Source organism: Clostridium sp. C105KSO13, assembly GCF_001517425.1.
Classification (GTDB): Bacteria; Bacillota; Clostridia; order Lachnospirales; family Lachnospiraceae; genus Muricomes.
Genome location: NZ_FBWL01000159.1, coordinates 31,877 through 58,179, shown reverse-complemented (window position 1 = coordinate 58,179; position 26,303 = coordinate 31,877). Strand labels below are relative to the sequence as shown.

At 41.1% G+C, this 26,303-nt stretch carries 27 protein-coding genes, 4 pseudogenes and 1 riboswitch; of the genes and pseudogenes, 25 read left to right on the top strand and 6 right to left on the bottom strand.

Features of this window, described 5'->3' with window-relative positions:
- The first annotated feature begins 9 nt into the window (after window positions 1-9).
- From BN3456_RS06385 to BN3456_RS16450, 8 genes and pseudogenes are all read left to right on the top strand, one after another.
- Window positions 10-1,050, top strand: coding sequence for a uroporphyrinogen decarboxylase family protein (locus tag BN3456_RS06385; RefSeq protein WP_089983308.1), 1,041 nt, complete (start codon window positions 10-12; stop codon window positions 1,048-1,050).
- Between the two features lie 19 nt (window positions 1,051-1,069).
- Window positions 1,070-1,393 carry an L-rhamnose mutarotase gene (locus BN3456_RS06380; protein ID WP_089983307.1) on the top strand — a complete coding sequence of 108 codons (324 nt, stop codon included), beginning with the start codon at window positions 1,070-1,072 and terminating at the stop codon, window positions 1,391-1,393.
- A 76-nt stretch (window positions 1,394-1,469) separates the two neighbouring features.
- A complete protein-coding gene (locus BN3456_RS06375; RefSeq protein ID WP_089983306.1) occupies window positions 1,470-1,997 on the top strand; it encodes a cob(I)yrinic acid a,c-diamide adenosyltransferase in 528 nt (175 codons plus the stop codon).
- A 157-nt stretch (window positions 1,998-2,154) separates the two neighbouring features.
- Window positions 2,155-2,355, top strand: a riboswitch (cobalamin riboswitch).
- Window positions 2,356-2,451: 96 nt separating this feature from the next.
- Window positions 2,452-3,188 (top strand): annotated as a pseudogene (locus tag BN3456_RS06370) (energy-coupling factor ABC transporter permease).
- A 1-nt stretch (window position 3,189) separates the two neighbouring features.
- The gene (locus BN3456_RS06365; protein ID WP_089983305.1) at window positions 3,190-3,510 is read left to right on the top strand and encodes an energy-coupling factor ABC transporter substrate-binding protein; all 321 of its coding nucleotides are present in this window, start codon (window positions 3,190-3,192) and stop codon (window positions 3,508-3,510) included.
- A gap of 21 nt (window positions 3,511-3,531) precedes the next feature.
- The gene (locus BN3456_RS16575; protein ID WP_347457907.1) at window positions 3,532-3,750 is read left to right on the top strand and encodes a hypothetical protein; all 219 of its coding nucleotides are present in this window, start codon (window positions 3,532-3,534) and stop codon (window positions 3,748-3,750) included.
- Window positions 3,747-4,106, top strand: coding sequence for a CbiQ family ECF transporter T component (locus BN3456_RS16570; protein ID WP_347457905.1), 360 nt, complete (start codon window positions 3,747-3,749; stop codon window positions 4,104-4,106). The genes BN3456_RS16575 and BN3456_RS16570 overlap by 4 nt, the downstream gene beginning before the upstream one ends.
- Before the next feature lie 86 nt (window positions 4,107-4,192).
- Complete coding sequence (locus BN3456_RS16450; RefSeq protein ID WP_278280276.1) at window positions 4,193-4,321, top strand: hypothetical protein; 129 nt, start codon at window positions 4,193-4,195, stop codon at window positions 4,319-4,321.
- Here BN3456_RS16450 and istA read toward each other — a convergent pair.
- Entirely contained in the window at window positions 4,304-5,842 is a 1,539-nt protein-coding gene (istA, locus tag BN3456_RS06355) for an IS21 family transposase (protein ID WP_089983304.1), read from the bottom strand. The two genes, BN3456_RS16450 and istA, sit on opposite strands and share 18 nt — an antisense overlap.
- A 124-nt stretch (window positions 5,843-5,966) precedes the next feature.
- Between istA and BN3456_RS15860 the strand changes: the two genes are divergently transcribed.
- Window positions 5,967-6,140, top strand: coding sequence for a helix-turn-helix domain-containing protein (locus tag BN3456_RS15860; RefSeq protein WP_176699120.1), 174 nt, complete (start codon window positions 5,967-5,969; stop codon window positions 6,138-6,140).
- Window positions 6,141-6,267: 127 nt separating this feature from the next.
- Here BN3456_RS15860 and BN3456_RS16245 read toward each other — a convergent pair whose 3' ends face one another.
- The gene (locus BN3456_RS16245; RefSeq protein ID WP_242862822.1) at window positions 6,268-6,477 is read right to left on the bottom strand and encodes a hypothetical protein; all 210 of its coding nucleotides are present in this window, start codon (window positions 6,475-6,477) and stop codon (window positions 6,268-6,270) included.
- A 244-nt stretch (window positions 6,478-6,721) separates the two neighbouring features.
- Between BN3456_RS16245 and BN3456_RS06340 the strand changes: the two genes are divergently transcribed.
- From BN3456_RS06340 to BN3456_RS06300, 9 genes and pseudogenes are all read left to right on the top strand, one after another.
- Entirely contained in the window at window positions 6,722-7,702 is a 981-nt protein-coding gene (locus BN3456_RS06340) for a sugar ABC transporter substrate-binding protein (RefSeq protein WP_089983301.1), read from the top strand.
- 101 nt (window positions 7,703-7,803) lie between these two features.
- Window positions 7,804-9,288, top strand: coding sequence for a sugar ABC transporter ATP-binding protein (locus BN3456_RS06335; RefSeq protein ID WP_089983300.1), 1,485 nt, complete (start codon window positions 7,804-7,806; stop codon window positions 9,286-9,288).
- A 13-nt stretch (window positions 9,289-9,301) separates the two neighbouring features.
- Window positions 9,302-10,252: an ABC transporter permease gene (locus BN3456_RS06330; RefSeq protein ID WP_089983299.1), complete on the top strand. Its 951-nt coding sequence runs from the start codon at window positions 9,302-9,304 to the stop codon at window positions 10,250-10,252.
- A gap of 13 nt (window positions 10,253-10,265) precedes the next feature.
- The gene (locus BN3456_RS06325; protein ID WP_089983298.1) at window positions 10,266-10,898 is read left to right on the top strand and encodes an SGNH/GDSL hydrolase family protein; all 633 of its coding nucleotides are present in this window, start codon (window positions 10,266-10,268) and stop codon (window positions 10,896-10,898) included.
- Between the two features lie 107 nt (window positions 10,899-11,005).
- Window positions 11,006-12,016 carry a LacI family DNA-binding transcriptional regulator gene (locus tag BN3456_RS06320; RefSeq protein WP_176699119.1) on the top strand — a complete coding sequence of 337 codons (1,011 nt, stop codon included), beginning with the start codon at window positions 11,006-11,008 and terminating at the stop codon, window positions 12,014-12,016.
- A gap of 276 nt (window positions 12,017-12,292) precedes the next feature.
- Window positions 12,293-13,180: pseudogene (locus tag BN3456_RS06315) on the top strand (IS256 family transposase); the annotation flags it as partial.
- Between the two features lie 122 nt (window positions 13,181-13,302).
- Window positions 13,303-13,731 (top strand): transposase, encoded by a 429-nt coding sequence (locus BN3456_RS06310; protein ID WP_089983296.1) that lies wholly within the window; start codon window positions 13,303-13,305, stop codon window positions 13,729-13,731.
- Window positions 13,732-13,791: 60 nt separating this feature from the next.
- A pseudogene (locus BN3456_RS06305) lies at window positions 13,792-14,391 on the top strand (MFS transporter); the annotation flags it as partial.
- A gap of 106 nt (window positions 14,392-14,497) precedes the next feature.
- A pseudogene (locus BN3456_RS06300) lies at window positions 14,498-15,102 on the top strand (Msr family ABC-F type ribosomal protection protein); the annotation flags it as partial.
- A 92-nt stretch (window positions 15,103-15,194) separates the two neighbouring features.
- Here BN3456_RS06300 and BN3456_RS06295 read toward each other — a convergent pair.
- Together BN3456_RS06295 and BN3456_RS06290 are read right to left on the bottom strand one after the other, a co-directional pair.
- Complete coding sequence (locus BN3456_RS06295) at window positions 15,195-15,692, bottom strand: NifB/NifX family molybdenum-iron cluster-binding protein (RefSeq protein WP_242862821.1); 498 nt, start codon at window positions 15,690-15,692, stop codon at window positions 15,195-15,197.
- Window positions 15,689-16,054 (bottom strand): DUF134 domain-containing protein, encoded by a 366-nt coding sequence (locus tag BN3456_RS06290; protein WP_089983295.1) that lies wholly within the window; start codon window positions 16,052-16,054, stop codon window positions 15,689-15,691. Before BN3456_RS06290 ends, BN3456_RS06295 begins: the two co-directional genes overlap by 4 nt.
- Window positions 16,055-16,329: 275 nt before the next feature.
- Here BN3456_RS06290 and BN3456_RS06285 point away from each other — a divergent pair, with 275 nt between their 5' ends.
- On the top strand, window positions 16,330-16,560 hold the full coding sequence (locus tag BN3456_RS06285) for an AAA family ATPase (protein WP_347457900.1): 231 nt from the start codon (window positions 16,330-16,332) through the stop codon (window positions 16,558-16,560).
- A 413-nt stretch (window positions 16,561-16,973) separates the two neighbouring features.
- On the opposite strand, the gene BN3456_RS06270 is transcribed toward BN3456_RS06285, so the two are convergent.
- A complete protein-coding gene (locus BN3456_RS06270) occupies window positions 16,974-17,627 on the bottom strand; it encodes a Crp/Fnr family transcriptional regulator (protein ID WP_089983292.1) in 654 nt (217 codons plus the stop codon).
- Between the two features lie 135 nt (window positions 17,628-17,762).
- Between BN3456_RS06270 and nrdD the strand changes: the two genes are divergently transcribed.
- The 4 genes from nrdD to BN3456_RS16445 all read left to right on the top strand — a co-directional run bounded on the left by nrdD (window position 17,763) and on the right by BN3456_RS16445 (window position 21,115).
- Window positions 17,763-19,919 carry an anaerobic ribonucleoside-triphosphate reductase gene (gene nrdD, locus BN3456_RS06265; protein ID WP_089983291.1) on the top strand — a complete coding sequence of 719 codons (2,157 nt, stop codon included), beginning with the start codon at window positions 17,763-17,765 and terminating at the stop codon, window positions 19,917-19,919.
- A gap of 1 nt (window position 19,920) precedes the next feature.
- Window positions 19,921-20,466 (top strand): anaerobic ribonucleoside-triphosphate reductase activating protein, encoded by a 546-nt coding sequence (gene nrdG, locus BN3456_RS06260; RefSeq protein ID WP_089983290.1) that lies wholly within the window; start codon window positions 19,921-19,923, stop codon window positions 20,464-20,466.
- A gap of 106 nt (window positions 20,467-20,572) precedes the next feature.
- Window positions 20,573-20,755 (top strand): hypothetical protein, encoded by a 183-nt coding sequence (locus BN3456_RS15665; RefSeq protein ID WP_141654501.1) that lies wholly within the window; start codon window positions 20,573-20,575, stop codon window positions 20,753-20,755.
- A gap of 234 nt (window positions 20,756-20,989) precedes the next feature.
- Window positions 20,990-21,115, top strand: a complete 126-nt coding sequence (locus BN3456_RS16445; protein WP_278280275.1) for a hypothetical protein — start codon at window positions 20,990-20,992, stop codon at window positions 21,113-21,115.
- A gap of 2 nt (window positions 21,116-21,117) precedes the next feature.
- Here BN3456_RS16445 and BN3456_RS06250 read toward each other — a convergent pair whose 3' ends face one another.
- Entirely contained in the window at window positions 21,118-22,461 is a 1,344-nt protein-coding gene (locus BN3456_RS06250) for an APC family permease (RefSeq protein ID WP_089983288.1), read from the bottom strand.
- A 484-nt stretch (window positions 22,462-22,945) separates the two neighbouring features.
- Here BN3456_RS06250 and BN3456_RS06245 point away from each other — a divergent pair, with 484 nt between their 5' ends.
- Window positions 22,946-24,673: a sensor histidine kinase gene (locus tag BN3456_RS06245; protein ID WP_089983287.1), complete on the top strand. Its 1,728-nt coding sequence runs from the start codon at window positions 22,946-22,948 to the stop codon at window positions 24,671-24,673.
- Window positions 24,674-24,858: 185 nt separating this feature from the next.
- Window positions 24,859-26,298, top strand: coding sequence for an ABC transporter substrate-binding protein (locus BN3456_RS06240; protein ID WP_089983286.1), 1,440 nt, complete (start codon window positions 24,859-24,861; stop codon window positions 26,296-26,298).
- Window positions 26,299-26,303 lie beyond the last annotated feature (5 nt).

Here is a 26,303-nt window from a genome sequence, read left to right as displayed (position 1 = left end):
AGGTAAAAAATGAATAGTAGAGAACGTTTTACAGCAACAATTGAAAGAAAGCCTGTTGACAGGCCGGCAGCGTGGCTGGGCATGCCGGACATTCACGCACAGCCCGCACTGTTTGAGCATTACGGGGTGAAAAATATGCATGAATTAAAGCTGGCAATAGGAGACGACTTTTATGCTGTTGAGGTGCCTTATAACTCGCCCACAGCAAGTGCCATTTATGCAGCCTTTGACTGGTACATGGACGGAAATGTAGATGCTGAGGACAGGACACTGACTGCTGATGGGTGCTTTAAAGATGCAGAAGAATTGGAAGATTTAGATTTCTTTGAGTGGCCTGATCCTGAAAAATATATTGATGCAGAGGAGTGCAAGCGCCGTATAGAGGCAGCACCCAAAGATAAAGTGAGGATTGGAATGATGTGGTCCTGTCACTTTCAGGATACGTGTGCTTCTTTTGGAATGGAGACTGCCTTAATGAACATGATTGCCAACCCGGAGATATATGAAGCAGTGGATGAAAAGATTATGGAGTTTTATCTGAAAGCAAATGGGATTTTCTACGAAGCCACAAAGGGAGAATTAGATGTTGTACTAATAGGAAATGATATGGGAAGTCAGCGCGGGTTGATGCTATCGCCGGATATGGTACGCCGGTTTATTATACCCGGGTGTAAAAGGTTGGTAGAGCAGGCACATAGTTATGGATTGAAGGTCATTTATCATTCTTGTGGTTCTATTGTAGATGTGATTCCGGACTTGATTGAGGCAGGAGTAGATGCCATACACCCTATACAGGCTTTGGCAGCTGGTATGGAACCGAAAAACCTGAAAGCAAAATTTGACGGTCAAGTGTCGTTTTGCGGAGGTGTGGATACACAGGATCTTCTGGTAAACGGCTCACCGGATGATGTGAGAAACAAGGTAAAGGAATTAAGATCCATTTTCCCGACAGGGTTGATTATTTCTCCCAGCCATGAGGCAATTATGCCGGATGTACCACCAAGTAATATTCATGCACTTTTTGATGAAGCACAAAAAGTATATGAATGAAAAAAGGAGGGCAGTAAGGATGAAACGATGTGGTGAGATGATTAGAATAAAACCGGAAGGCTTAGAGAAATACAAAGAATACCACGCCAACCCCTTACCGGGGGTGAATGAAATGATTAAGAAGTGTAACATACAAAATTATTCCATTTATCAGCGTGGAGATTTTATGTTTTCTTATTATGAATATGTCGGAGAAAACTATAAGGAAGACATGGCAAAAATGGCCTCAGATCCGGCCACTCAAAAATGGTGGGATTTAGTAAAGCCGTTGATGCAACCGCTAGAAGATAAAGAAAAAGATGAATTTTGGTCTGGTATGCAGGAAATATATCATTTAGATTAGCTATAGTTTTCGTACTTAAAAAAGGCATAATGATTTATATTGTGATAAAATTTATAAAATGAAGCGAGGTGAGGGGATGAAACGTGGATTAATCCATATTTATTGTGGTGATGGAAAAGGTAAGACAACCGCAGCTACAGGTCTGGCAGTCCGGGCAGCAGAGTGTGGCATGAAGGTTTTGTTTATCAGGTTTTTGAAAAATGAAGTTTCCGGTGAATTACGTATTCTAGACCAAATCCCTGAGATAGAAGTTTTTCACCTGCAAAAGTCTTTTGGCTTTTATAACACACTAAGTGCAGAGGAAAAACGGCTGGCGGAGGCGGTATACGGAAAGCTCTGGAACACAGCTATAGAGAAAGTTGCCTCGGAAAGTTATGATCTGCTGGTTATGGATGAATTCATAGCAGCTTATAATTGCGAATTAATCTCTCACCCGGAAGCATTAAAATTTTTGAAGGAAAAACCAGAGGGACTGGAGATTGTTTTAACCGGAAGGAATCCCTCAGAAACATTAATAGAAGTCGCTGATTATGTATCAGAGATTCAGAAGATTAAGCACCCCTTTGACCAAAATATAAAGGCAAGAAGGGGTATTGAGTATTAAAGTATGTAATGTGGATTTCATGTCTGCAATTACATAGATAGTTAACAGTTCAGCCATCGGCTCGATTTTACCCCAGGGGTACCGTCTTTGCTAAGCAACCAAACTACGGTTGCTAACCAAGGAAATCTGCATGGCTGAACTGTAGTTCAGGTTCGGCATACAATTTAAAAGAAGGCTTTTCCGGCATTGATATTTATTATGGCGGAGGGCAGGGGAAGCAGGTGCGAATCCTGCACAATACCCGTTGCTGTATAAGAAGAGTAGTATTCCATTAGGTCACTGTGAGATTACTTATAGGAAGGCGGAATACTGCGGTGAGGCTTGAGTCAGAATACCCGCTTTTAAATGAATCTGAATGGTTACGGGAATATGACCGGGTGTTATGCCGCAAATCTCTTTGGATTTTGTGGTAACCTGGAATATTTCAGAAGATAATATCACAAAGGAGAGAGACATGTCAAAGAAAGAAAAGTTGTTACTCAAGGCATCCATAGCTTTTGCAGTTATGTTTGCTGTCACACCGGCTATTAATGCAATGCATATCATGGAGGGATATCTTCCGACAAAATATTGTATTGCGTGGGGCGTCATCTGTGTTCCATTTCTGGCTGCCGGTTTTATTTCCCTGAAAAAAAGATTGCGGCAAACCGCAAAAGTATCACATTGATTGCCATGGCGGGGGCATTTATTTTTGTAATATCCTCCCTGAAAATTCCGTCTGTGACCGGAAGCTGTTCTCATATGACCGGAACAGGCTTAGGGGCCATCCTGTTTGGGCCCACTGCGGTCAGTATTTTGGGTATTATTGTATTGCTGTTCCAGGCGATTCTGCTGGCCCACGGCGGACTGACTACATTGGGTGCGAATACATTTTCCATGGCAATTGCGGGACCACTTTTGTCCTTTGCAATTTATAAGCTTTGCGGTAAATTTAAGGTAAACCGGAAAGTTTCTGTATTTCTGGCGGCATTTCTGGGAGATTTATTTACATACTGTGCAACAAGTATCTAGCTCGCTATGGCCTATCCGTCTGAAGCAGGCGGAGTAGGAGAATTTCTCGGTGTATTTGCACCGACACAGCTGCCTCTTGCTGTGATTGAAGGAATTCTCACAGTCATTATTATCATGGCTATGGAATCTTATGCAAAACCGGAACTGAAGGCAATCGGATTTTTAAAGGAGGCCAAGTGAGATGAGCAAAAATAAAAAAATAGTTATTGTGCTGCTTATTGTGGCACTTCTCATTGCAGTTATACCGGTGTTTGCCCGGAAAGGGGCCGAGTTTGGCGGTTCCGACGATGCAGGAAGTGTTATGGTAGAAGAGATACATGGGGAATACACCCCCTGGTTTACCCTGATATTGGAGACTGCTCTGGGCGGAGAACTCCCGGGAGAGTTGGAGAGCCTGCTGTTCTGTGTTCAGACAGGTATTGGCGTGGGCGTTATAGACTTTATTATGGGACGCATGGTGGAACGAAAAAAATGGCAAAATAAAGAAGATGTAAAAGAATAGAGTTCAGGAAAGGAAAACAGTATGATTGTAGTTGATAAGCTTTGTTATCGCTCTGGACTTAGATATGTGAATGCTGCTGAGAAGTTTATATTTTCCATTATCACTCTGCTATTCTGTGTCATCAGCCGGTCATTGGTTATTGCAGGCATTGCATTTGCCATAAACGGGTGGCTGACTATGAAAAAGGGACGAATACCAGGAGCTTTGTATGCCAAGCTCCTGGCAGTTTTCAGTCAATGATGTTTGGAGTACAGCTGATTGGCACAGCAATGGCGAGTGTATCCTGTCTTTATTTCTTATCCCTGAATACGACTATGATGGATTTTCTGGGCGTGCTGGCGAAGCTTCACTGCCCGGGAATATTGATGGAGCTTACGCTTTTGATTTATCGGTTTATTTTTGTGCTGATGGAAACAGCATCGGCTATTATGGTATCTCAGAAATCCAGATTGGGGAATAAAGATTTCAGAACATCTATAGATTCCTTCGGCAAGATGGGAGCGGGACTATTGATTCGTGCATTTAAGCGCTCCAATGCGCTTTATGATGCAATGGAGTCCCGGTGTTATGACGGGAAGATACGGGTACTGGAGTAAAATCACCCTGCGAAAAGAAAAGAAATAGCGGCAATTGCAGTCTTTGAGTTGGTTTTGCTGGGAATTACCGTGTGGAGGAAGATGATATGACTGATACAAAGCAGGACATTATTATAGAAGCAAAAAATCTACATTTTTCTTACGAGGAGGACGGGGAACATGCTCTGAACGGTGTCAGCCTGAAAATACGAAAGGGTTCAAAGGTTGCGGAATAGCTTTTTGTATTCATTGATATCACGTACTTGGGGATTAGCTAGCGGATACTTCGCCGGTAATCCTTTCCTGGGAGAGGCTCGCTTAGGAGCTTGTTTTATTTCATTAAAATATTCGATCGCTGCCCTAAAGTCCGTCGCCGAGAACAGCTTATGGCTCAAGCAGTAATCCAGTGCTTCGTAACGACTGCCTTTTAGGTCATCCTGTTCGCTAACGTTACGGATCAGGCTTAGCTGGTCCCGGTAATAGCGTTTATGTCCTTCCTTCACTTTGAAAAGGAAATATTCACAATCGGCGTTATCTTGGAAAAGGGAGATAACATGCTGATGCAGCTCATCTAATGTCTTATTATGTTCCCGCTCTGCGTGCTTTAGTTTTACCAGTTTTCCTTTCTCTAGGGATACCATGTGGCGGGCATAAATCACATTTGTATCCAAATCTGAGAGAATCAGTGATGATCCCTCCAGCCGCAACAACACTTTCATACCGGGTTTGTATGTGCCGCGTGGTACCTGATAACGATTCGATTTATACAATATCGTATTGTCTTTTCGAACCTGATACGGTACACTGTTAGAAGAAGCAGCTGCTTCATATGTGGATACCGGTTTGAGATAATCTCGTTCAAGTGCGAAGATTTCTGCCGGTATCTTTTGTGTTGTCTGGTGCTTCCGGCCGTTTCCTGCTCTACGAAGCCAGGAAATGCAGTCCGCATTAAATGTCTCTGTATCAATAAAGGTTCTGTGTTCTGCGAAATGTCTTTTGGCAAACTTAACAACAGCTTCCACACGCCCCTTTGATTCAGGATCGAACCCCCGGCAGAGATATACCTTAAATTTCATCATACTCAGATAAGCCTGAAAGCCTTCCGTATAGATGATATCTCCGTGATTTTCACTTACTGCCAGGATCTTATCTTGATCATAAACAATCTCCTCCGTTCTTCCACCCAGAAAAACAAAGGCCTTTTCGTGAGCGGTTATAAATGTTTCCGTGGTGAACTGGTTCGTCTGCCAGAGTATAAACTTATAACGAGAATGCGATAATACCATCGCAAAACAATAGAGCTTTACTCGTTTCTTATTTTGATCTTCCAGCCAGATTTCTCCCATGTCCACCTGGGACTGATACCCCATAGGCGGATCGTCCATTGCCTCATACTGTCTTATTTTACATGGTTTTGGAATATCCTCTTCAGCCCGCAGAATGGTAATATAAGATCTCATTGTCCGTTCTGAAAAGATGATTCTCTGTGGATACCTTTCTTTGAGCCAGTCATAGAGCTGCGAGGCTGTCATATCAGAAAACTCTTCAAGAAGTGCAAGTATATCCTCCCGGTACTTGTCAGGCTTCTTTGTCCTTGTTTTTGACGCTTCGAGCTGCATCGTAAACTCCTCAGGCATCATGTTCCAGTACTTGTCGACAGTATAGTAGTGGATTTTAAGCCTTTCGGCGACTCGGGTTCGCTTAAATCCGAGTCGTTTTAATGCTTGAATCTCTGCATACATGATCCAGTTTTTCATCCTTTCTTCATCACCCCCAACAAGGAGTATACCATTAAACTTTGTTGGAGATGGGATAAAAAACTTCACTCTTATTTGCCATTTTCCATGCACTTCTACCTGCCAAAAACGGGGAGGAAGAATAATGAAAAGTGATATTTTGACGATAGCACAAACGGCAGTGTATCTGCAAGTGTGTGAGAAGACAGTAAGAAGACTGATTGCAAGTAAGCAATTAACAGCATCAAAGATAGGAAACGCATGGCGTATAAAATCTAGTGATATAGAAGAATATTTAAGAATGACAAGAAATAAGTAGATGGAGGAATGCATAATGGCTATAGAACAATATAGATTGGGCACCAATTCAGGAGTATGATAGTGTAGAGAATCGAGAAAGACTAAGCAGAACGCAGCAGCTGGCAATACAAAAAGGATGTAGTGTCTCACAAATCTGTCTGGCTTGGGTGCTTTGTCAGGCGTTCACTACATTTCCAATTGTGAGTCTTGGAAACGAGAAACATATGCAGGATAACATCGGAGCTCTGAAAATCAAACTGACCCAGGAAGAGCGGCAGTGGCTGCATGGATAGATGGTCTCCAACCAGCGTCATGGCTGCTATGGGCGCAAAGGCAGAACATTTCGGGGAGGACATAGGATTGTCATGCAAATGAATGTGCAAATTGCACAAAAGAGGAATGCCAAACTTAGTGATAATGTGAAAATTAACGAAAAGAAGTTGACAATATGTTTTTGTAAGCGTATAGTAAAAGCAAGAAAAAGGGAACGTTCCCAAAAAGAGTTAAGAGAGAGAAATAAATGAAGCCGCTTCTTTTTTTTAGGTAAAAAAGGGAACGTTCCCAAAAGAAAAACTAATATCATTTATAGGAGGAAGAAAGATGAGGAAGAGATTGTTTAGTATGGTGTTATGTGTGGCAATGACCGTGTCATTGCTGGTTGGCTGTGGAAGCAAAGCTACGGATTCAGCAGGTGGTTCTACCGCAGCAAAAGGAGGAGACGGATACACAATTGGTATTTCGGTATTGAACATGACGGGTCAGTTTTTTATTCAGTTAGTAGATGCAGCAAAAGCTGAGGCTGAAGCAAACGGATGTACATTAATGACAAATGATGCAAATGACGATTCCGCAACACAGATTGATGCGGTTGAGAACTTTATTTCCGCAGGGTGTAATGCAATTATCATCTGTGCAGTGGATCCAGAAGCAATTCAGCCAGTTGTGAAAAAGGCACAGGAAGATGGAATTAAGATTGTATGTTTAACAGCAAAAATTGATGGTTATGATGCTTATATCGGTTGTGATGAGCATACTCTTGGATACACACAGGGCGTTGCAGTCGGAAAAATGATTGCAGACAAATATGGAAAAGACACAGAAGTACAGGCAGCTACATTAAACTATGATTTAATGGAATCGGTTATCGCTCGTAAAGAAGGAATCATGGAAGGTATTCTTGAAAATGCACCCAATGTAAAATTTGTAGCAGATGCCACTGCGGCTGACCAAGAAGAAGGTATGACAAATACAGAGAACTTCCTTCAGGCAAATCCAGACATCAAAGTGGTATGTGGTGTATCTGATGGTGCTGCACTCGGAGCATATCAGGCATTTAAAGCAGCTGGTATGACGGATCCTGAAAAATACATTATCGCAGGTATCGATGCAACCGATGAAGCTTTAAAATTAATCAACGAAGGTTCTATTTATCAGGCAACTGTAGATCAGAATCCTGGAGAAACAGGTAAGAATCTTGTTGCTACAGCATGTGCAATTTTAGATGGAAAAGATTTCGAAAAAGACAGCCTTTACAACTTGATTGCTGTTACACCAGACAATATCGGTGATTATGATTTGTAAGATTTGCTAAAAAGAGTTATGTATGAGAGCTTCTGACATCGGAGGCTTTCATATTTCAAAAGGACATGGAGATGTGGGATGCCATGGTATAGGAGGTAAATATGGGTGTCGTTTTAAAATTAGAGAGTGTTACAAAAGAATACCCAGGAGTTTTAGCATTAGATAAGATGAACCTAGAAGTTCACGAAGGTGAAGTACACGCACTTATGGGCGAGAATGGCGCTGGTAAATCTACGTTAATCAAAGTGGTATCAGGAGCAATCAAGCCAAACGGTGGAAAGATTACATATTTAGGAAATGACTATGAATTTATGACTCCAGCGCTATCGAAGAAGCTGGGAATTGGAGTAATATATCAGGATTTTAATTTAGTACCAGAGTTATCTGTTGCTGAGAATATTTTTCTTGGCCAGAAGTTAACAACAGGACTTACAATCAATCGAAAATTAATGAACCAAAAAGCGAAAGAGCTTATGGAAAATTTTGGAATAGATATTGATGTTACAGCAGAAGTAAAATCACTCACAGTTGCATACCAGCAACTGGTGGAGATTGCAAAGACAATCTCATCAGACGTGAAAGTTCTGATTATGGATGAACCATCCGCACCGCTCACGAATCGTGAGATAGAGGCGATGTTCAAGATGATAGAAAAGCTAAAAAAGCAAGGAATTGCAATTATCTATATTTCGCATCGTATGGAAGAAATCTTTCGAATTGCAGATCGCATTACGGTTATGCGCGATGGAAAATATGTAGGAACAAAATTAATCAGTGAAACAGACAACGCAGATTTGATTAAGATGATGGTTGGAAGAAATCTGGATGAACAGTTCCCGCAGGTGGAAAAGACCATTGGGGATGTGGTATTGAAAGTTGAACATTTATCGACACCAACGCTTCTAAAAGATATCAATTTTGAAGTTCGAAGTGGAGAGATTCTCGGTCTTGCCGGTCTCGTCGGAGCAGGGAGAACAGAAACTGCAAGAGCGATTTTCGGAGCTGATCCAAAATCAGAAGGAACCGTTAGTATCAAGGGAAAAGCAACCAATATCCGAAAACCAAAAGATGCGATTGGTGAAGGGGTAGCCCTGATTCCCGAGGATCGTAAAAAACACGGAGTTCTGCTAGATATGAGTATTCGAGATAACGTTTCCTTTATTTGCATTAAGAATATCTCAAAAGCTGGATTTGTAAATCGTAAGAAAGACGTTGAACTTTCAGAAAAATATATCAAAGAATTATCGATTAAAACACCAACGAAAGAACAGCTTGCCAAGAACCTTTCGGGAGGAAATCAGCAAAAAGTAGTACTGGCAAAATCATTGGCGAGTGATTCGGATATTATTATTTTTGATGAGCCTACGAGGGGAATTGATGTCGGGGCGAAAAAAGAAATCTATGTCTTGATGAATGAACTTGCAGCAAAAGGCATGGCAATTATTATGATTTCTTCGGAAATGCCTGAGCTATTAGGAATGTCTGACAGAATCGTTGTTATGCATGAAGGTGAAGTAATGGGCGAGATGGACAAAGCAGATGCAACCCAGGAGAAGATTTTGGAACTTGCATCTGGTATGAAATAGGAGGAATAGAGGAATGAAAAAATATTTAAAACAATTCAGTACAATCATCATTTTAGTGGTGATGGTAATTTTCTTCACGATGTGTTCAGGAAATTTCTTTAAAGTAAATAATATCTTGAATATTTTGAGACAGGTTTCCGTGCTTAGTATTTTAACTGCAGGTATGACATTCGTTGTTATCTCTGGTGGTATGGATTTGACGGTCGGATCTTATCTTGGGTTGACAGGTGTTGTCGCGGTACAGCTTATGACCGTATTACATATGAACATAGGCGTGTCATGTCTGCTTACAATTATCGTGATTACGGTATTCGGACTTATTACAGGTTTACTTATTGTTACTTTAAATGTATCGCCAATTGTAATTACACTGGGAATGCAGACGGTAGTTCGAGGTATTGCATATATAATTTCCGGTGGACTTCCAATCTATGATGTTCCTGATTCCATCGTATTCTTAGGCCAGGGATATGTTTTCGGAATTCCGGTTCCAGTTATCATTATGGTTGTCATCGTGTTGATTATGGGCATTGTACTAAAATATACATATTTTGGCCGTTATGTCTATGCAATTGGTGGAAATGTAGAAGCTGCAAAACTTGCTGGTGTTGCAGTCAACAAAATTCTTATTAGCTTGTATGCAATCAGTGCATTTTTAACAGCTCTTGCAGGTATTGCTCTTACGGGTCGATTAAGTTCCGGAGCACCTGCATCAGGAACTGGAACCGAGATGGATGTTATCACTGCGGTAGTCATCGGAGGTGTGAGTATCAATGGTGGTAAAGGGTCTATGCTTGGAGCTTTCGTTGGTGCAGTCATTATTGGTGTGTTAAGTAATGGTCTTACAATCATGAATGTAAGTGAGTACTATCAGCAGGTAGTCAAAGGCCTTGTATTGATTTTGGCAGTTGCATTTGATGTATTGGCGAATAGAGAACGAATCAAAAAAGTAAAAGCAGCGTAAGGGGAAGAGACAGATGAAAACAATTTTATGTTACGGTGATTCAAACACATACGGTTTAAAATCTGATTTGCTTACTCGTTATGCAAGAGAAGAGCGCTGGACAGGCATTTTGCAGAAATCTTTGGGTGAAGATTATTACGTTATCGAAGAAGGTTTAGGCGGAAGAACTACTGTATGGGATGACCCAATTGAAGAGTATAAAAATGGAAAGAAATATTTGCTGCCATGCTTAGACAGTCATAAACCGATAGATTTAGTCATTGTTATGTTGGGCACAAATGATTTAAAATCTCGTTTTTCAGTAACACCTTTTGATATTTCAGTCTCCGTGGAAAATATTGTAAAGACATTGTTAAAGTCGGATGCGGGAATTGATTTTGAACCGCCAAAAGTGTTGCTCGTGACGCCGGTACCAATTCATAGCGTTGGAAATCGTGAACTAGATCAGATGCTTCCAAACATGGAAGAGAGAAGTGAAATGCTGGCAGAATACTATCAGAACATTGCAGAAAACTACCATGTTGAATATTTGAATCCAGGAAAAGAAATAGAGGTAAATGATACAGATGGTATCCATTATACTTTGAAAGGTCATCAGCAAATGGCAAGTGTCATGGAGAAAAAAATAAGAGAAATCTTATTATAAAAGCCACAATCTATAAAGGGGTGGCAGGGTTTTAGGGCTGGCAAAAAATGTTTGTCAGTCCGATTTTACATGGCATAATAGAAAAGAAGATTCGAGATGGAGGCTGTATGAGCACAATATTTGATGTAGCAAAAGAGGCGGGGGTTTCCAAGTCCACTGTTTCCAGAGTGATTAATGGAGATGAGGGAGTGAAAGAAGCAACCAGAATCGCAGTACAAGCAGCGATTCAGAAATTGCAATATGAGCCAAGTTATATGGCACAGGCAATTCGAACAAGAAAAACACATACGATTGCGTTGATTGTTCCAGAGTATACGAATATTTTCTATACGGAAATGTTTCAGGGTGTGGAAGATGTAGCCTTAAAATATGGCTATATGGTATTTGTGTGCGATACGGAACGTCATTCAATTGAAGAAAGTGAATACTTGAATGAATTATTAAAGCGCAATATTGACGGTATGATTTATAATTGCTATAAATTAACGGATGAGATGGCAAAGTTTTTGAAGAAGATGGGTCAAAAACTGCCAATTGTATATATGAATAAGATCAAGGATGAGATACCGGATGCATCTTGTGTATATACGGATGGATATGAAAGTACGAGACAGGCAGTAAAGTATTTATACGACAATGGCAAGAGAAAGATAGGATATGTACGAAATTCTGAGGATGTAAGCATTATTGAAGATCGGTATCAGGGCTTTTTACAGGGGCTGAAAGATTGTGACTTAATATATGATGAAAAATGGATGTATCGTGTGCAAAGAGAAAATGAACCAGACTATGTTCGTCTTGGCCGTGACGCTGCCAGATATTATGCATCACTCACTGACAAGCCAGACGCAATCATGACCGCCATTGATATGATTGGTATTGGGTGTATTAAGGAATTCAATAGCATGAATGTGAAAGTCCCAGATGAGATCAGTGTGATTGGATTTGATAATGTATTTTTAAGTAATTTAATAGAACCACCACTGACTACGATCAGTCAGCCTATTCGTAAAATGGGTCAGGCGGCAGCCGAGATCCTGATTGCGAAACTGGAAGGAAGAAAAACACAGGAAAGTGCAATCTTCCAGGGGGATTTGATCGTGAGAAAAACGACTTGATATCCTTCCAGAATAGACATGGAGCGGATGAAGGAAGAGGACATGAATACAGAAGTTAGATGGGATAAGACATTAAAAATAAAAACAGGGCGAGATGATTCCAACGGTGTCATGAGAAATGATAGAATGTTTCCGTGTACGAAGAGATATTTTGAGCATGAAATCATTCGTGGCTCAGAACAGAGTGGAGTAAAGAGAATAAGAATTCATGATCTCAGACATTCTCATGCAAAGAAATGGCTAAAAAATACTTTGTCTTATCATCAGAACAAGGAAATGAATATGCATAGTTTTTTCTTGAAAATATGGATATGTTTCATATCTGATGTTTACGAATTATTCCGTGAAAGTTTCAAGGATATGTTGCAAGAGCTTTTGGAAGCAGAAATGGATGTTTCCATCGGCTATCCCAAAAATGCAAAAGATGACATCATCACTACCAACAAACGGAACGGCTATTCACCTAAAATGGTAAAGAGTCAGTATGGTGAAATTCCAATTAAAATTCCAAGAGACCGAAATGGAGAATTCGAACCACAGATTGTTCAGAAGCATCAGCGGGATGTTTCCGGGATAGAGGAAAAAATTATTTCCCTATATGCCCGTAGCATGAGTACCAGAGATATCCATGACCAGATCGAGGATCTGTATGGAATACAGCTCTCTGCCGATATGGTCAGCAAGATCACAGATAAAATCCTCCCGAATGTAAAGGAATGACAGACAGGTCCTCTGGAGCCGATCTATACTTTCTGTTTCCTAGATGCCATACACTATTCCTGCCGGGATGAGGGACGTATTGTAAAGAAGGCTGCCTATGTTGCGCTTGGAGTTCAGTTGGATGCAACCAAGGACGTCCTATTCTTCTGTGTGGATGGCTTGCCAGGCTTTAAGGAGGCAATTGCAGCCGTATATCCGCAGGCAGTGGTACAGAGATGCATTATCCATATGCTGCGAAACTCTTTCCAGTACCTGTCTTATAAGGAACGCAAGAAATTTGCCGCCGATTTTAAAGCTGTATATAAGGCTCCAACGGAAGAATCCGCGTTACAAGCCCTTGCAGAAGTAAAGGAAACATGGGGAAAGAAATATCCATACGCAATCAGCAATTGGGAGATGAACTGGGAAAATGTAAGGCCATTCTTTGAATTTAGCGATGATATGATTTAAGCGTCAAAAGGTACGCCTTATGACGATATATTTGTACCTTGAAAATTTAACACATCTCCCAAATCAACGGATAAAATGGTATAATGGACTTTAGTTTATTCAGGAGGTCCATTACCATGTCATTTGTTCCTAACGATGTTAATAACGAACAGCTTTCGCTCTTTGATTCCTTTACCGGACTTACAGAAAGAGAACAACGTGTTTTGTCAAAATCATGGGCAAAGCCGTTTGCTGAAATTATCTTCCCGGCCATAGATGAAACACCTTTTGCGGCTTTATACAGCATTAAAAGCTCAAGGCCTAATACACCAGTGAACGTTCTGGTTGGCGCATCTGTACTTCAACAGCTGACAAATCAATCGGATGATGAAATCAATGAATCCTTGTTGTTTGACATTCGTTATCAGTACGCACTTCATACCACAAGTTTTCAGGAACAGCCATTAAGTGACCGCTCGCTTGGCAGATTCCGTGCCAGATGTAATGCATACTATGATGAGACGGGAGTTGACCTTCTTCATGATGCTGTGATGTCCTTGTTGTAGATTTGCGAAAATTAATTTCCTATATATCAAGTTTATTTGCTATTTACGCCCTCCATAGAAGAGATGAAAGAGGGATTTTTTGTCTTAAAGGATAACAAAGGATTGTTTGCTTTATTACTCATAGGAACACTATATATGTTTGTTTATATGCCTATCAATGCATTATATCCTTTAATCACCATGGAATATTTTAATGGTACACCGATGCATATTTCTATTACGGAGATTGCTTATGCCTCAGGTATGTTGGCAGGCGGTTTGATATTAGGGCTATTTGGGGACTACAAAAAGCGAATTTTATTAATAACCGTATCCATTTTTATGATGGGGATAAGCTTAACTATTTCGGGATTACTTCCATCAAGTAGATTTGTGATATTTGTAGTTTGCTGTACAATCATGGGACTCTCGGTGCCATTTTACAGTGGTGTACAAACGGCCCTTTTTCAGGAGAAAATTATGCCCGAATATTTAGGACGTGTATTTTCGCTTACGGGGAGCATCATGTCTCTAGTCATGCCTTTTGGATTAATCCTTTCCGGGTTATTTGCTGATAGAATTGGTGTAAACCATTGGTTTTTACTATCAGGAATTTTAATCATCGGCATAGCTATAGTTTGCCCGATGATGACTGAGATTAGAAAATTAGAATTAAAATAAACATTATTGGAGGGATATTTATGTATTATATTTTCATGTAATTCTTCCTGCTTTAAATCGCAGGGTTTTCCCTGCGAACAGGCAAATGAAAACATGTGATTATAGACAGAAGGAAAAAGATTTAGCACTAGTAGGCAAGCTCGGTATTGAGCAATTAGATATACAGACCATGAGCGGTGGTGAAGAAACAAGGCTTAAATTAGCGCAGGCCTTATCTGCACAGGTTCATGGTATTTTAGCGGATGAACCTACGAGTCATTTAGACCGTGAAGGAATTGATTTTTTAATTGGACAGCTTAAATATTTTACAGGTGCACTGTTAGTTATTAGCCATGACCGCTATTTTCTTGATGAGGTAGTAGATAAAATATGGGAACTGAAGATGGAAAAATCACTGAGTATTGGGAAAACTATTCTGATTATCTTCGCCAGAATGAGGAAGAACGCAAGAACCAGGCTGCAGAATACGAGCAATTTATTGCGGAACGTGCCCGATTGGAAAGGGCTGCGGGGGAAAAGCGAAAACAAGCCCGTAAAATAGAACAGAAGGCAAAAGGTGCCTCAAAGAAAAAACGTACTGAAGGCGGAGGGCGTTTAGCTCATCAAAAATCAATAGGAAGTAAGGAAAAAAAGATGCATAATGCCGCTAAATCCCTAGAACATGGGATTGCGGCTTTAGGAAATGTAGAAGTTCCAGAAGACATAAGAAAACAAATCTGAAACATTAAATTTAAGGTAGTCGCTGGTCAGTATAGTCTGCTCTGGCTAGCGGCCCCTTTTCTGCCATTTGCGTATCGTTTGCCTTATAAATGCCCTCTGTGATGATCATCTTCACTCCGGCCGTCACAACTGTGCCCCTCTCCATGATGATTACCGTGGTGTCTGCACGTCACATCGGGATTGTATTTCAAGTTACCGGCCAGAAAGTCTTTCACAGCCTGATCAGCATCCCTAGAAACACCGCCGTACAGTTCAATGCCTGCTTCTGCCAGGGCACGTTTTGCACCGTCGCCAATTCCCCCGCAAATCAAGGTGGTAACGCCGTTTTCTTTCAGAAGGTCAGCCAATGCTCCGTGCCCGCTGCCGTCTGTGCTTACAGTGGATGTTAGTTGAACCTTACTATCTGTAATGTCATATACTTTGAATCGTTTGGTGTGTCCAAAATGCTGAAATATTTTTCCGTCCTCATAGGTTACTGCAATTTTCATTTTTTCCTCCATTTCTTCAAATAGATAAATTAGTCTGATTAGATTGTCTTCCTTAGATGCGATATCCAGAATAACTTCTTCCGCGTTTTTCACTCAATATTAATCCTCTCCGTTTCAATCTGAGAATTTTTCCGCCTGCAGCAACCTTTGCCGCAGGATGGATTATGATACTCACAAATACGCACATCACCACCGCTAATTTGCAGAGGGTGTCCTTCAACGATACACTGAGCCAATGCTTTTCTGGCTCTGGCATAAATGGCCTGTGCAGTGGTGCGGGCGACATCCATCTGCTCTGCACATTGTTCCTGTGTCAATCCTTCAAAATCAATCAGGCGAATAACCTCATATTCGTCAAGTGTTATTCTGATTACTGGCTTATCCCCTCCGCACGGCTTAAAGCTGGTGCATCTTGGGTGTGAGCATACACGCCGATGTTTCCTGGGTCTTGGCATCTTTTCACCTCATATTTGTTATTGACATATGTCAATATTATTATACATCTTTTGTGTCATATGTCAATAATAAAACCTGTTAGCCAGATCAATATTTGCATCTTTTGAAAATGTTGCTATCGGTATAGAAGCCATAAAGGCAGCGCATATGAAAGCAATAGGAGTTGGCTCAGCTGCAAAGGAATCAAATGCTGATTTATGGGTTAGTGATACGAGTAAGCTTAGTTTGGAGATGATTAAAGGGGTGCTGAGGAAGTGAATACATAACGCTGATTGTGTTCGATGAGATACACCTTTGTGAACGGGCATTGACTTCTCTGAAATACTTTTGCGAGGGTGCTCCTGACTATCATATTATAGTAGCGGGAAGTCTACTTGGTGTGGCAGTCAATAGAGCAAGGTTTTCTTTTCCTGTGGGCAAGGTGGATATGAAAACCTTGTATCCTATGTATATGGAGGAATTTATGCTTGCCATGGGAGAGGAAGCTTGCGCCAGACATTCCTGATGATTGGATTTGAATCGTTTTGTAAGCCCGGTTAAACCCGGAAAGTCCGCTTCTTTCCAGACGCCGATTCGACCGCAACATATGGTTGGGACTTGGAAAACGTTTCTCCGAAGTAGTTGAGGCCAACGCCCAGCACGGACGCGAGTTTACCAAAAGTGATGATGTCAGGCATTGACTCGCCGCGTTCCCACTTGCCTACGGCTTGGGATGTGACGGACATTTGCCCCGCGAGGTTTGTTTGTGAGAGACTTTTTAGTGCTTTTTAGTACTGTTGGTTGTTATTATTCTTATTACGTGGTGATTTGGCAAAGCTGCCAAAACCCTTGCCGTCCACAAAGCGGATAATCTTCCCCCACACCAACAGGCTCTACAGGACTCTATCCTCGGAGTCGATATCCAAGCAAGGCTTTGATTTATTCCGAAGCCCGCAGCAAGGTGATATCCCGCCGTTCTGTTTTGATAATCTGCTCATGATTTAGTTTTTTAATTTCCCGCATCAGGGCGCTCCTGTCGACGGACAGAAAATCAGCGAGATCGATAAATGGCAGTGGCAGTACAAAATGACAGGTGTTATATTTTTCGCTTAACCATTTGAAGTAAAGCAGGAGTTTTTTACGTATTGTCCGCTGTTGTAAAATATAAATGTGTGCTGATATCTTCTTTTCGTACACATGTAATAAATCATCCAGGATATCTGTGTTGCCTGGATGATTTTTTACGTAGCATTCAATGACCTGATGACGATCTATAAAAACAATTTCACAGGGATATTTTGAAATAATATAAAAAATGTCTCCTGAAAGGTTTAGCAGCATGTGGCTGCTAAATAAATCACCTTCTTCAAAGTAATCAAGGATTTCTCGTTGGGCGGCTTTGTTTTCTCCTACAAGATAGGCAGTTCCCCGTATTACCACCCCTAATAAATCTTCCTTGCAGGAATTATGCATAATCATCACCTCATTCTTTTTAAAAGACTTTATATTTTTCTTATATTCTTCCGCAATTGTGCTTATATCAAAGGCTGGAAATCTAAAACCGGCATGTAGATGTTCTATTCTTTTTTGCATATTTAGTCCCCTGTTTGTTACAATATACTATATATAGTATATTGTACTACTATCTGTGATTAATGCAACAGCTTTTTTAATCAAGATTATTTATAATAATAATATCGTTAATTGAGAAGGAAAGGAATACTTAACATGAAAATCATTAAAAGAAATGGATCAGAAGAAACTTTCGATGCAGGTAAAATAGTCATTGCGGTTACAAAGGCAAATTCTGCTGTTGAAAGACAGGAGCTTACACGGGAGCAAATAGCAGAGATTGCGGACTATATTGATTATAAATGCGCAAAATTAAACCGTTCTGCCTCTGTGGAGGAAATTCAGGATATGGTGGAAAACCAGATTATGGCAATGGGGGCATTTGAGGTTGCAAGGCGATATGTCAGGTATCGTTATTCGCGCTCACTGATTAGGAAAGCAAATACAACGGATGACCGCATCCTTACACTGCTGGAGTGCAACAATGAGGAGGTTATGGAAGAGAATTCGAATAAGGATCCTGTTGTCAACAGCGTTCAACGTGATTATATGGCCGGTGAAGTCAGTAAGGACATTACAAAAAGACTGCTTCTTCCTGAAGACATTATAGAGGCAGATAAAGAAGGTATTATTCATTTTCATGATGCCGATTATTATGCGCAGCATATGCATAACTGTGATTTGGTTAATCTTGAGGACATGCTTGAAAATGGGACGGTAATAAGTGAAACCTTAATCGAAAAACCTCATAGCTTTTCTACTGCCTGTAATATCGCGACTCAGATTATTGCTCAGGTTGCCAGCAATCAGTATGGAGGACAGAGCATCAGCTTGACACACCTTGCGCCGTTTGTCCAGGTTTCAAGGGGTAAAATTAGAAAAGAGGTTCTGGAAGAAATAGAATCCTTGGGTATTAATGTTTCTGAGGAGGATATTACGAGAATTACAGAGAAACGTCTTCATGATGAGATTAAGAAGGGTGTTCAAACCATACAGTACCAGATCATTACCTTGATGACAACAAACGGACAAGCTCCTTTTCTCACCATTTTTATGTATCTGAATGAAGCAAAAGATGAGCAGGAAAAGGAAGACCTGGCACTGATTATTGAGGAAATGCTTCGGCAGCGCTGCCAGGGAGTAAAAAATGAGGATGGCGTGTGGATCACTCCTGCTTTTCCGAAATTGATTTATGCTCTTGAAGAGGATAATATTACGAAGGGTTCCAGATTCTATTACCTTACAGAACTTGCCGCAAAATGTACGGCAAAGAGAATGGTGCCGGATTATATTTCTGAAAAAAGGATGAAAGAACTTAAAGAGGGAAACTGCTTTCCGGTTATGGGCTGCCGCAGCGCCTTAAGTCCCTGGAAAGATGAAAATGGTAATTATAAGTTTTACGGAAGATTCAATCAAGGTGTTGTAACAATCAACCTGGTGGATGCAGCATTGTCTTCTGGAGGAAATATAGAAAAATTCTGGAAGATATTTGATGATCGGCTGGAACTTTGTTACCGTGCATTAATGTGCCGCCATGAACGCTTAAAGGGAACACTCTCCGATGCGGCCCCAATTCTGTGGCAGTACGGTGCAATTTCCAGACTTAAAAAGGGCGAGAAAATCGACAAGCTCTTATACGGAGGGTATTCTACGATTTCATTGGGATATGCCGGTTTGTGCGAATGTGTCAGATATATGACAGGAAAATCTCACACAGACCCTGAAGCCACACCTTTTGCGCTGGAAGTGATGAAGCATATGAACGAAGCCTGTGAGCGCTGGAAAGAGGAAACAAATATTGGATTTAGCATTTATGGCTCTCCAATAGAAAGTACCACCTACAAATTTGCAAAGTGTCTGCAGAAGAGATTTGGCATGGTTGAAGGTGTGACAGACAAGAGTTATATTACAAACAGTTATCATGTCAATGTAACGGAGGAAATAGACGCTTTCTCAAAGTTAAAATTTGAAGCGCAGTTTCAGGAGTTGTCTACCGGGGGTGCTGTCAGCTATGTGGAAGTCCCCAACATGCAACATAACATTCCGGCTGTTTTACAGGTTATCCGATTCATTTATGATAACATTATGTATGCAGAGCTTAACACAAAAAGTGATTACTGTCAGGAATGTGGTTTTGACGGCGAGATTCAAATTGTTGAGGAGGATGGTAAACTGATATGGGAATGTCCCCGCTGTCATAATCGTAACCAGGACACGCTGAATGTTGCAAGGAGGACCTGTGGATACATCGGTACACAATTCTGGAACCAGGGCCGAACGCAGGAAATAAAAGAAAGGGTACTACATTTGTAAGATGAACTATAGTGAAATCAAAAAATGTGACATAGCCAACGGAGAAGGAGTGAGAGTATCACTCTTTGTTTCGGGCTGTACGCATCATTGCAAAGGATGTTTCAATGAAGAAACATGGTCATTTTCCTATGGGAAACCATTTACAGAAGTAACGCAGAAATACATCATTCATCTTTTGGAACCAAGCTATATTAATGGGCTGTCCTTATTGGGAGGAGAACCCCTCGAGTTGGAAAATCAGCGGGCCTTGCTGCCTTTCTTGAAAAAAGTAAGATTATTGTTTCCAGAAAAAGATATCTGGTGTTATACGGGGTATACACTGGAGAAAGACCTGCTTGGAGAGAGCCGTGCCAGATGTGAGTGCACAGAGGAAATGCTGGAGCTGATCGATGTTCTGGTTGACGGTGAGTTCAAGGAGGAACTGAAAGATATTAGTCTGCAGTTTAGAGGCTCGTCAAATCAGAGGATTATTAATGTGCCGGATACATTGAAGAGCAAAGAGATAAGGCTTTGGAACGATGATAAGCTGCAGGGAGCGAGCCTCTAATTCTAACACGGAAAGTATTTTCGTAAAAACCAAAAAAAATCAAGTACAGCCCTACTGGCAGTATCCGGTTATCAGCCTCTCTCTGAAAAGCGCAAAGCAGGGAAATTTGAAGAATGCTTTTGCAATGTTAAGACAGGCTATATCCCAGGAATTCAGGCGGCACGAAAGTGCTGTGCTGGATTCTGGTTATGAAAAGGAGCGGATTAGGCGTCTTTTGAATGCCCAGGGAGATGAGAGTGATTATCTGGGATCGCTGCAGTTTTTGTCACAGATTTTATATGAGACATAGGAGAAAAAAGTCATTGTTTGAATCAGCTTTAAAGACAAATCCGTGTCTTGAGTTTGCCGTTATAACGGCATGTCTGCGTACTTCTAAGGAAAGTATATTTACAGGCTTAAATAATTTGCATAGACCAAAAGTGAAATTGAAGATTGGGTTGAGGGCAAAAGTATTAAGAGTGCAGTGCATGAAGACATCACGGCTTTCTGCCGGGGCTGTTAAACAATATACAGGAGTATCTTGTTGTATGCTCTGTATTTTCTGCGGTTTTCGCCGATTCCCTGGAGAGCACGAAAGGCAATCAGCGCACCGATGGAAGTGGACAGACCGCACAGCAGTGAGGCAGCTGCTTCTGAGTTTCATTCCTAAGATCAGAAACGGGACGAATCTGCAGCATAATATTTTTTCGCAAGAATATGTACCGGAAGGCCTAATAAGGTGATAGCTATACTGCCGATGGACAACATTCTGGTGAAGGAACCTGACAGGAACAGCTGACTTATAATTACATATAGGCCGCTTATGATTGCCAGAATGGGGACAATAGGATAAAAAGGCACTTTGTATTTACGTGGAAGGGCAGGTTTTGTCTTGCGTAGTTTCATAACACAGGCGAAGGTCAGGGTATAAAAAATCCAGCAGGAAAATACTGCAAGGTCGGTTAGCATATCAAACCTTCCGCTTAAGGAATAAAGGCAGGCCAAAAAACCTACTAAAATAATAGAGTTAGACGGGACCTGGTTTTTATTCAAACTGTTCAGCCTGCAGCTTCCGGGCAAACTCTTCTGACTGGCAAGCAGATAGGCAACCCGTGAGCCTGACATTAAGAAGCCGTTGGCAGCGCCTATAACAGAAATGATGATACCGATTTTAATCAATAATCCGCCTGTTGGTCCGAAAATCTTCATCGCTACTGCAGATGCCGGGGATTCTAAATTCATAAGCTGATCTGCCGGTATTACCCATAAATACGCAATGTTGATAACAAGATATACCACCATAATGATTGAAACACCGCCGATTATTGCCCGGGGAAGATCCCTGCCGGGGTTTTTCATCTCCCCTGCGATGGTTCCTACATTTGTCCAGCCTTCAAAGGCAAAAAGAACTGCCAGTAATGTGGACCCGAAGACAGCTGCCATATTTTTGCCTTCTGCGACCACCGGGGTAAAGACAGGATTGTTCCCGCCGCCAAAAATAAAGCCAAAAATCATCAGGAGCAGCAGAGGGATTAACTTACATATGGTAGAAACTACCTGCATGCTTCCGGCTGTCTTAGATCCCAGCGTGTTCAGGGCAACTAAGGCGATGATAACGATTATTGCTATGGGAAGAGTGTATTGTGAGCCTAAATATTCACTCAGCTCTGTGCCGACCTTTACACCATAGCCGGCTAAAAAAGCGGGATAAAAAATTACAATCTGCATCCAACCGGCCAAAAAGCCGATTTTTTCGTTATAAACTTCACCCAGATAGGCTACCATACCTCCGGTTTTGGGAATGAGAACGGCCACCTCTGCAAAAGTGAGAGCGGCTACAATACTAGCAAGGCCCCCTGCAATCCATGCCAGGATTCCCATCCCAGGAGCACCGCCTGTGGCCTGATAAATGGCATACGGCTTAAAAAATACGCCGGCACCGATGACACAGCCTACGACCAGCGACATTGCCGTCATAACGCCAAGATTCTTCTTAAGTCCTTGATTGTTTTCCATTGTTTTATCCTTTCGCTTTTGACATTAAAGTCAGAGTATGCTCCGATTATATCAGCTTTTTTAGGAAAGCCAATAATTATTTCCGCACGCAAAATGATATTTCCAATTGATTATATTATTATAGATTGTTCAACTTTTCGTGTCCATACTTATATACTAGTACCAAGCCCGCCGTATAATACATTTTATTGACAGCCGAAACAGATATATCACCCTGATGTGATTTTTTGATAACCATCTGAAATATTCAATATCATTTAGTTAAGCAAATTTATAAGTTACGATAGCAGCTTCCGAAAATATCAGAAACTGCTATCGCAACTTGTAAATTTATCTAACTAAGTGACATTGAATAATCAACTACCTCCTACTTGACTTTAAGTTCGGATAATTTTTCCCGACCAAGCATATTGTAGATTAGTAAGGATTGTACAATACAAAAAATGAATTTTAGATTAAAGTGTGGGGGCAAGAGTTTATTAGGATGGGAAATAAAAGAGAGAAGTCTATGTCAACGCGTATATTTCTGGGAATGTTTTTATTGTTTTTTTTTATTCTGCTGATATTTTCTATAATTATTTCTGCTCTATATGGTAAACGTATGGAAGCGATGGAGATTAACTATCACTTGGAGGCCACTAATGGGACAAAGGAGCAGTTCAATATGCTCACCTCAATGATTGATGCGTATAGTTATTCTGTCGTCGTTAACGAAGTAGTTCAAGACGTACTGAAAAATGGCGGTGAGGGCCGGAATATTGAGGAGATTCAAACTTATATCAACGATATGGTACGTATGAATGACAGCATTAATCATGTTCATATACTAGGCATCAATGATTTTTGGTGTTCCACAAATATGCAGGACAACCGTAGGTTTTACAGACAGTTTCTCAAAGAATATGTGGAAGGTACAGAGCGCAAAGGAATATGGACCGGCTTCCACAACACAGAAGAGGATGATTATTTGAGCAGTACATCCTATATCCGTCCTGTATTTGATAGTGAAACCAAAGAGGTGTATGGAATTGTGGTGCTGGATGTATCTTACGAAAGTATACATAAGCTATTTACGGCTTCGTCTATCCGGCTGAAGGACAAGGCCGTGATTGTAAACAGTGATGGGGCTATTCTGCTCCAATATCCCTTATTGTCGGACTATACACAAGCTTTGCGAAGGTATCCTGAGGTGCTGAAGAAAAGCACACAGATTGAGGGAAAACTTTACAAAAAGGATGTAATTATTGTATCCGAAAAAATCAATCTGGCTGACTGGAGCCTGGTAAGATTTTTGCAAAAGGATGCGGCAACGGAGAGTATTCGGGAGATGCTGAGGGTGTTTCAAATCGTTCTGGTGATTACCACTATGATTTCCATCTGCTATACTATATGGCTGACCCGTTCTATCACGCATCCGATTAAAGAATTGATGCAGGTGTGTAAGAAAGTGATGGAGGGAGACTTTACGGCTCATGCATCGGTGAAGCGCCAGGATGAGTTTGGCCGGCTGGGAGGTGCATTTAACAGTATGATCGACCAAATTAACGATTTTTTTGATAAAGAACGTCAGTCCCGCAATCGGAAAGCGGAAATGGAATACCAGATTCTGCAGGCTCAGATAAATCCTCATTTTTTATATAATACATTAGACTCTATAAAATGGTTGGCAGTCATGCAGGGAGTGGACAATATTGCGGAGATGAGCACAGCGTTGATTACGTTGCTCCAATACAACCTGGGCAAAGTGGAAGGAGAAACTACACTCCACAATGAAATAGAGAGTGTCAGAAACTATATTATTATACAAAAATACCGGTACACTGATATTTTTGAATTCACGACTATGATTGATGAGGAAACTGAAAAGTGCAGGGTGCCAAGATTCATTCTGCAGCCATTGGTGGAGAATTCAATTATTCATGGTTTTAATGGAAAAAGAGGCAACTACCGTGTTCACATTGCGGCCATAATCTTCGACGGAAAGCTGCATATACGTGTGATTGATAACGGAATGGGGATGGATGCAGGCAGCACTGAAAAAATCAACAAGGGACAGGAAAAAAGTACACGGTTCAGCAATATCGGGATATCCAATATCCGGGAACGGATAAAGCTTTACTTTGGAGAAGGGGCGGAGCTGATTTTCGATAGTGAACCTAATGTGGCTACCATAGCGGAAATCATTCTGCCCGTAATAAAAGAAGAATTATAATATTTTTCTAATTTCCAAAAGATTTATACAAATCTTCCAATCTGGATTAACAATATAGTAATAAGTTGTTAATTATAGATAAATCCTGCATTTAGATATGTATAAAATGTGTCTATAATGAAGTTAAGTTCAATGCATTGATACAAAAGGTCACTTTATGAAGGAGTCAAGGAGGGTTATGAAGAATGAGAAACAAATGGTTTAAGCGTATATTGTCAGTGTCGATTGCAGCTGTAATGACGGCAGGTATGCTGACAGGCTGCGGTGGCAGCAGTACATCTTCTAAGGATGATGAAGCTGAAAAAACAAAATCAGCGGATACAGGGGGCGAATTTGACTGGAAAAAATACGACGGTACCACCATTGAGATTCAGATGGTACAGCATACGGCTTCAGAGGCAATGGTAAATAAACTAGAAGAGTTTGAAGATCTGACCGGGATTCATGTGGAATATTCGATTACACCGGAGAGCAATTATTTTGACAAGGTATCCACATCACTGGCCAGTGGTTCAGGAAGCCCAGACTTATTTATGTCAGGAGCATATCAGCTTTGGGATTATTCTGCGTCGGGATATGTGGAAGATTTGAATACATATCTGGAGGATCCGTCCATGGTCAGTCCCGATTATGACTATGATGATTTTGTACAGAGTGCAGTAGATGCACTGAAATGGTCAGGGGTACCGGGAGAGCAGGTCGGTACAGGGCAGCAGCTGGCGCTTCCCCTTGCATTTGAAGTATATACAATGGCATACAATAAAAAGGCATTTGAGGACAATGGATTACAGGTTCCAAAGACATACGATGAGCTCTTGAACGCCTGCGATAAGCTTCAGGGATGGAATGGAGAGAATTCCTATGCAGTGGCAGTCAGAGGAGCACGGGACTGGGGAACCATCCATCCAGCATATATGAGCATGTTTGCTGCATTTGGAGCAAAGGATTTTGAAATCGAAGGTAATAAACTGATCTCTAAAGTAAATTCTCCTGAAGCAGTTAAAATGACAGAGTTTTTCGTAGATATGATCAAACGGGGCGGAAGTTCTTCCTGGTCAAAGTATACATGGTATGACTGTGGTGTTGACCTTGGAACTGGAAATACAGCCATGGTACTCGATGCGGACAACAATCCGGTACATCAGAATTGGGAAGGTGCTTCTGAAGAAGCCGGAAATATTGCATTTGCACCTCTGCCGGTGAAAAGAGAAGGAGATACTCAGATTTCCAACTACTGGACATGGTCCGTTGCAATGAATTCTGCGTCCAAAAATAAAGGTGCCGCATGGTATTACATCATGTACTTTACAGGCAAAGATTTTGCAAAGTATGCGACTGTCGAAGGAAATAGTCTGGATCCGGCACGTACATCTGTATGGGAGTCACAAGAGTTTAAGACTATGATGGAAGGACAGCCGGGCTATATTGATGCTTATAATGCAACCATTAATAACACTACAATTCTATTTACACCACAGCCCTATTTCTTTGAGACTACAACAGAATGGGCAGCTACACTTCAGGATATTGTTGCAGGTAAGTATGATTCTGTCCAGGAAGGGATGGATCAGTTAAAGAAGAAAATGGATAAAGCTGTTTCAGACATTGATTTGTCTCAGTACTGATATCC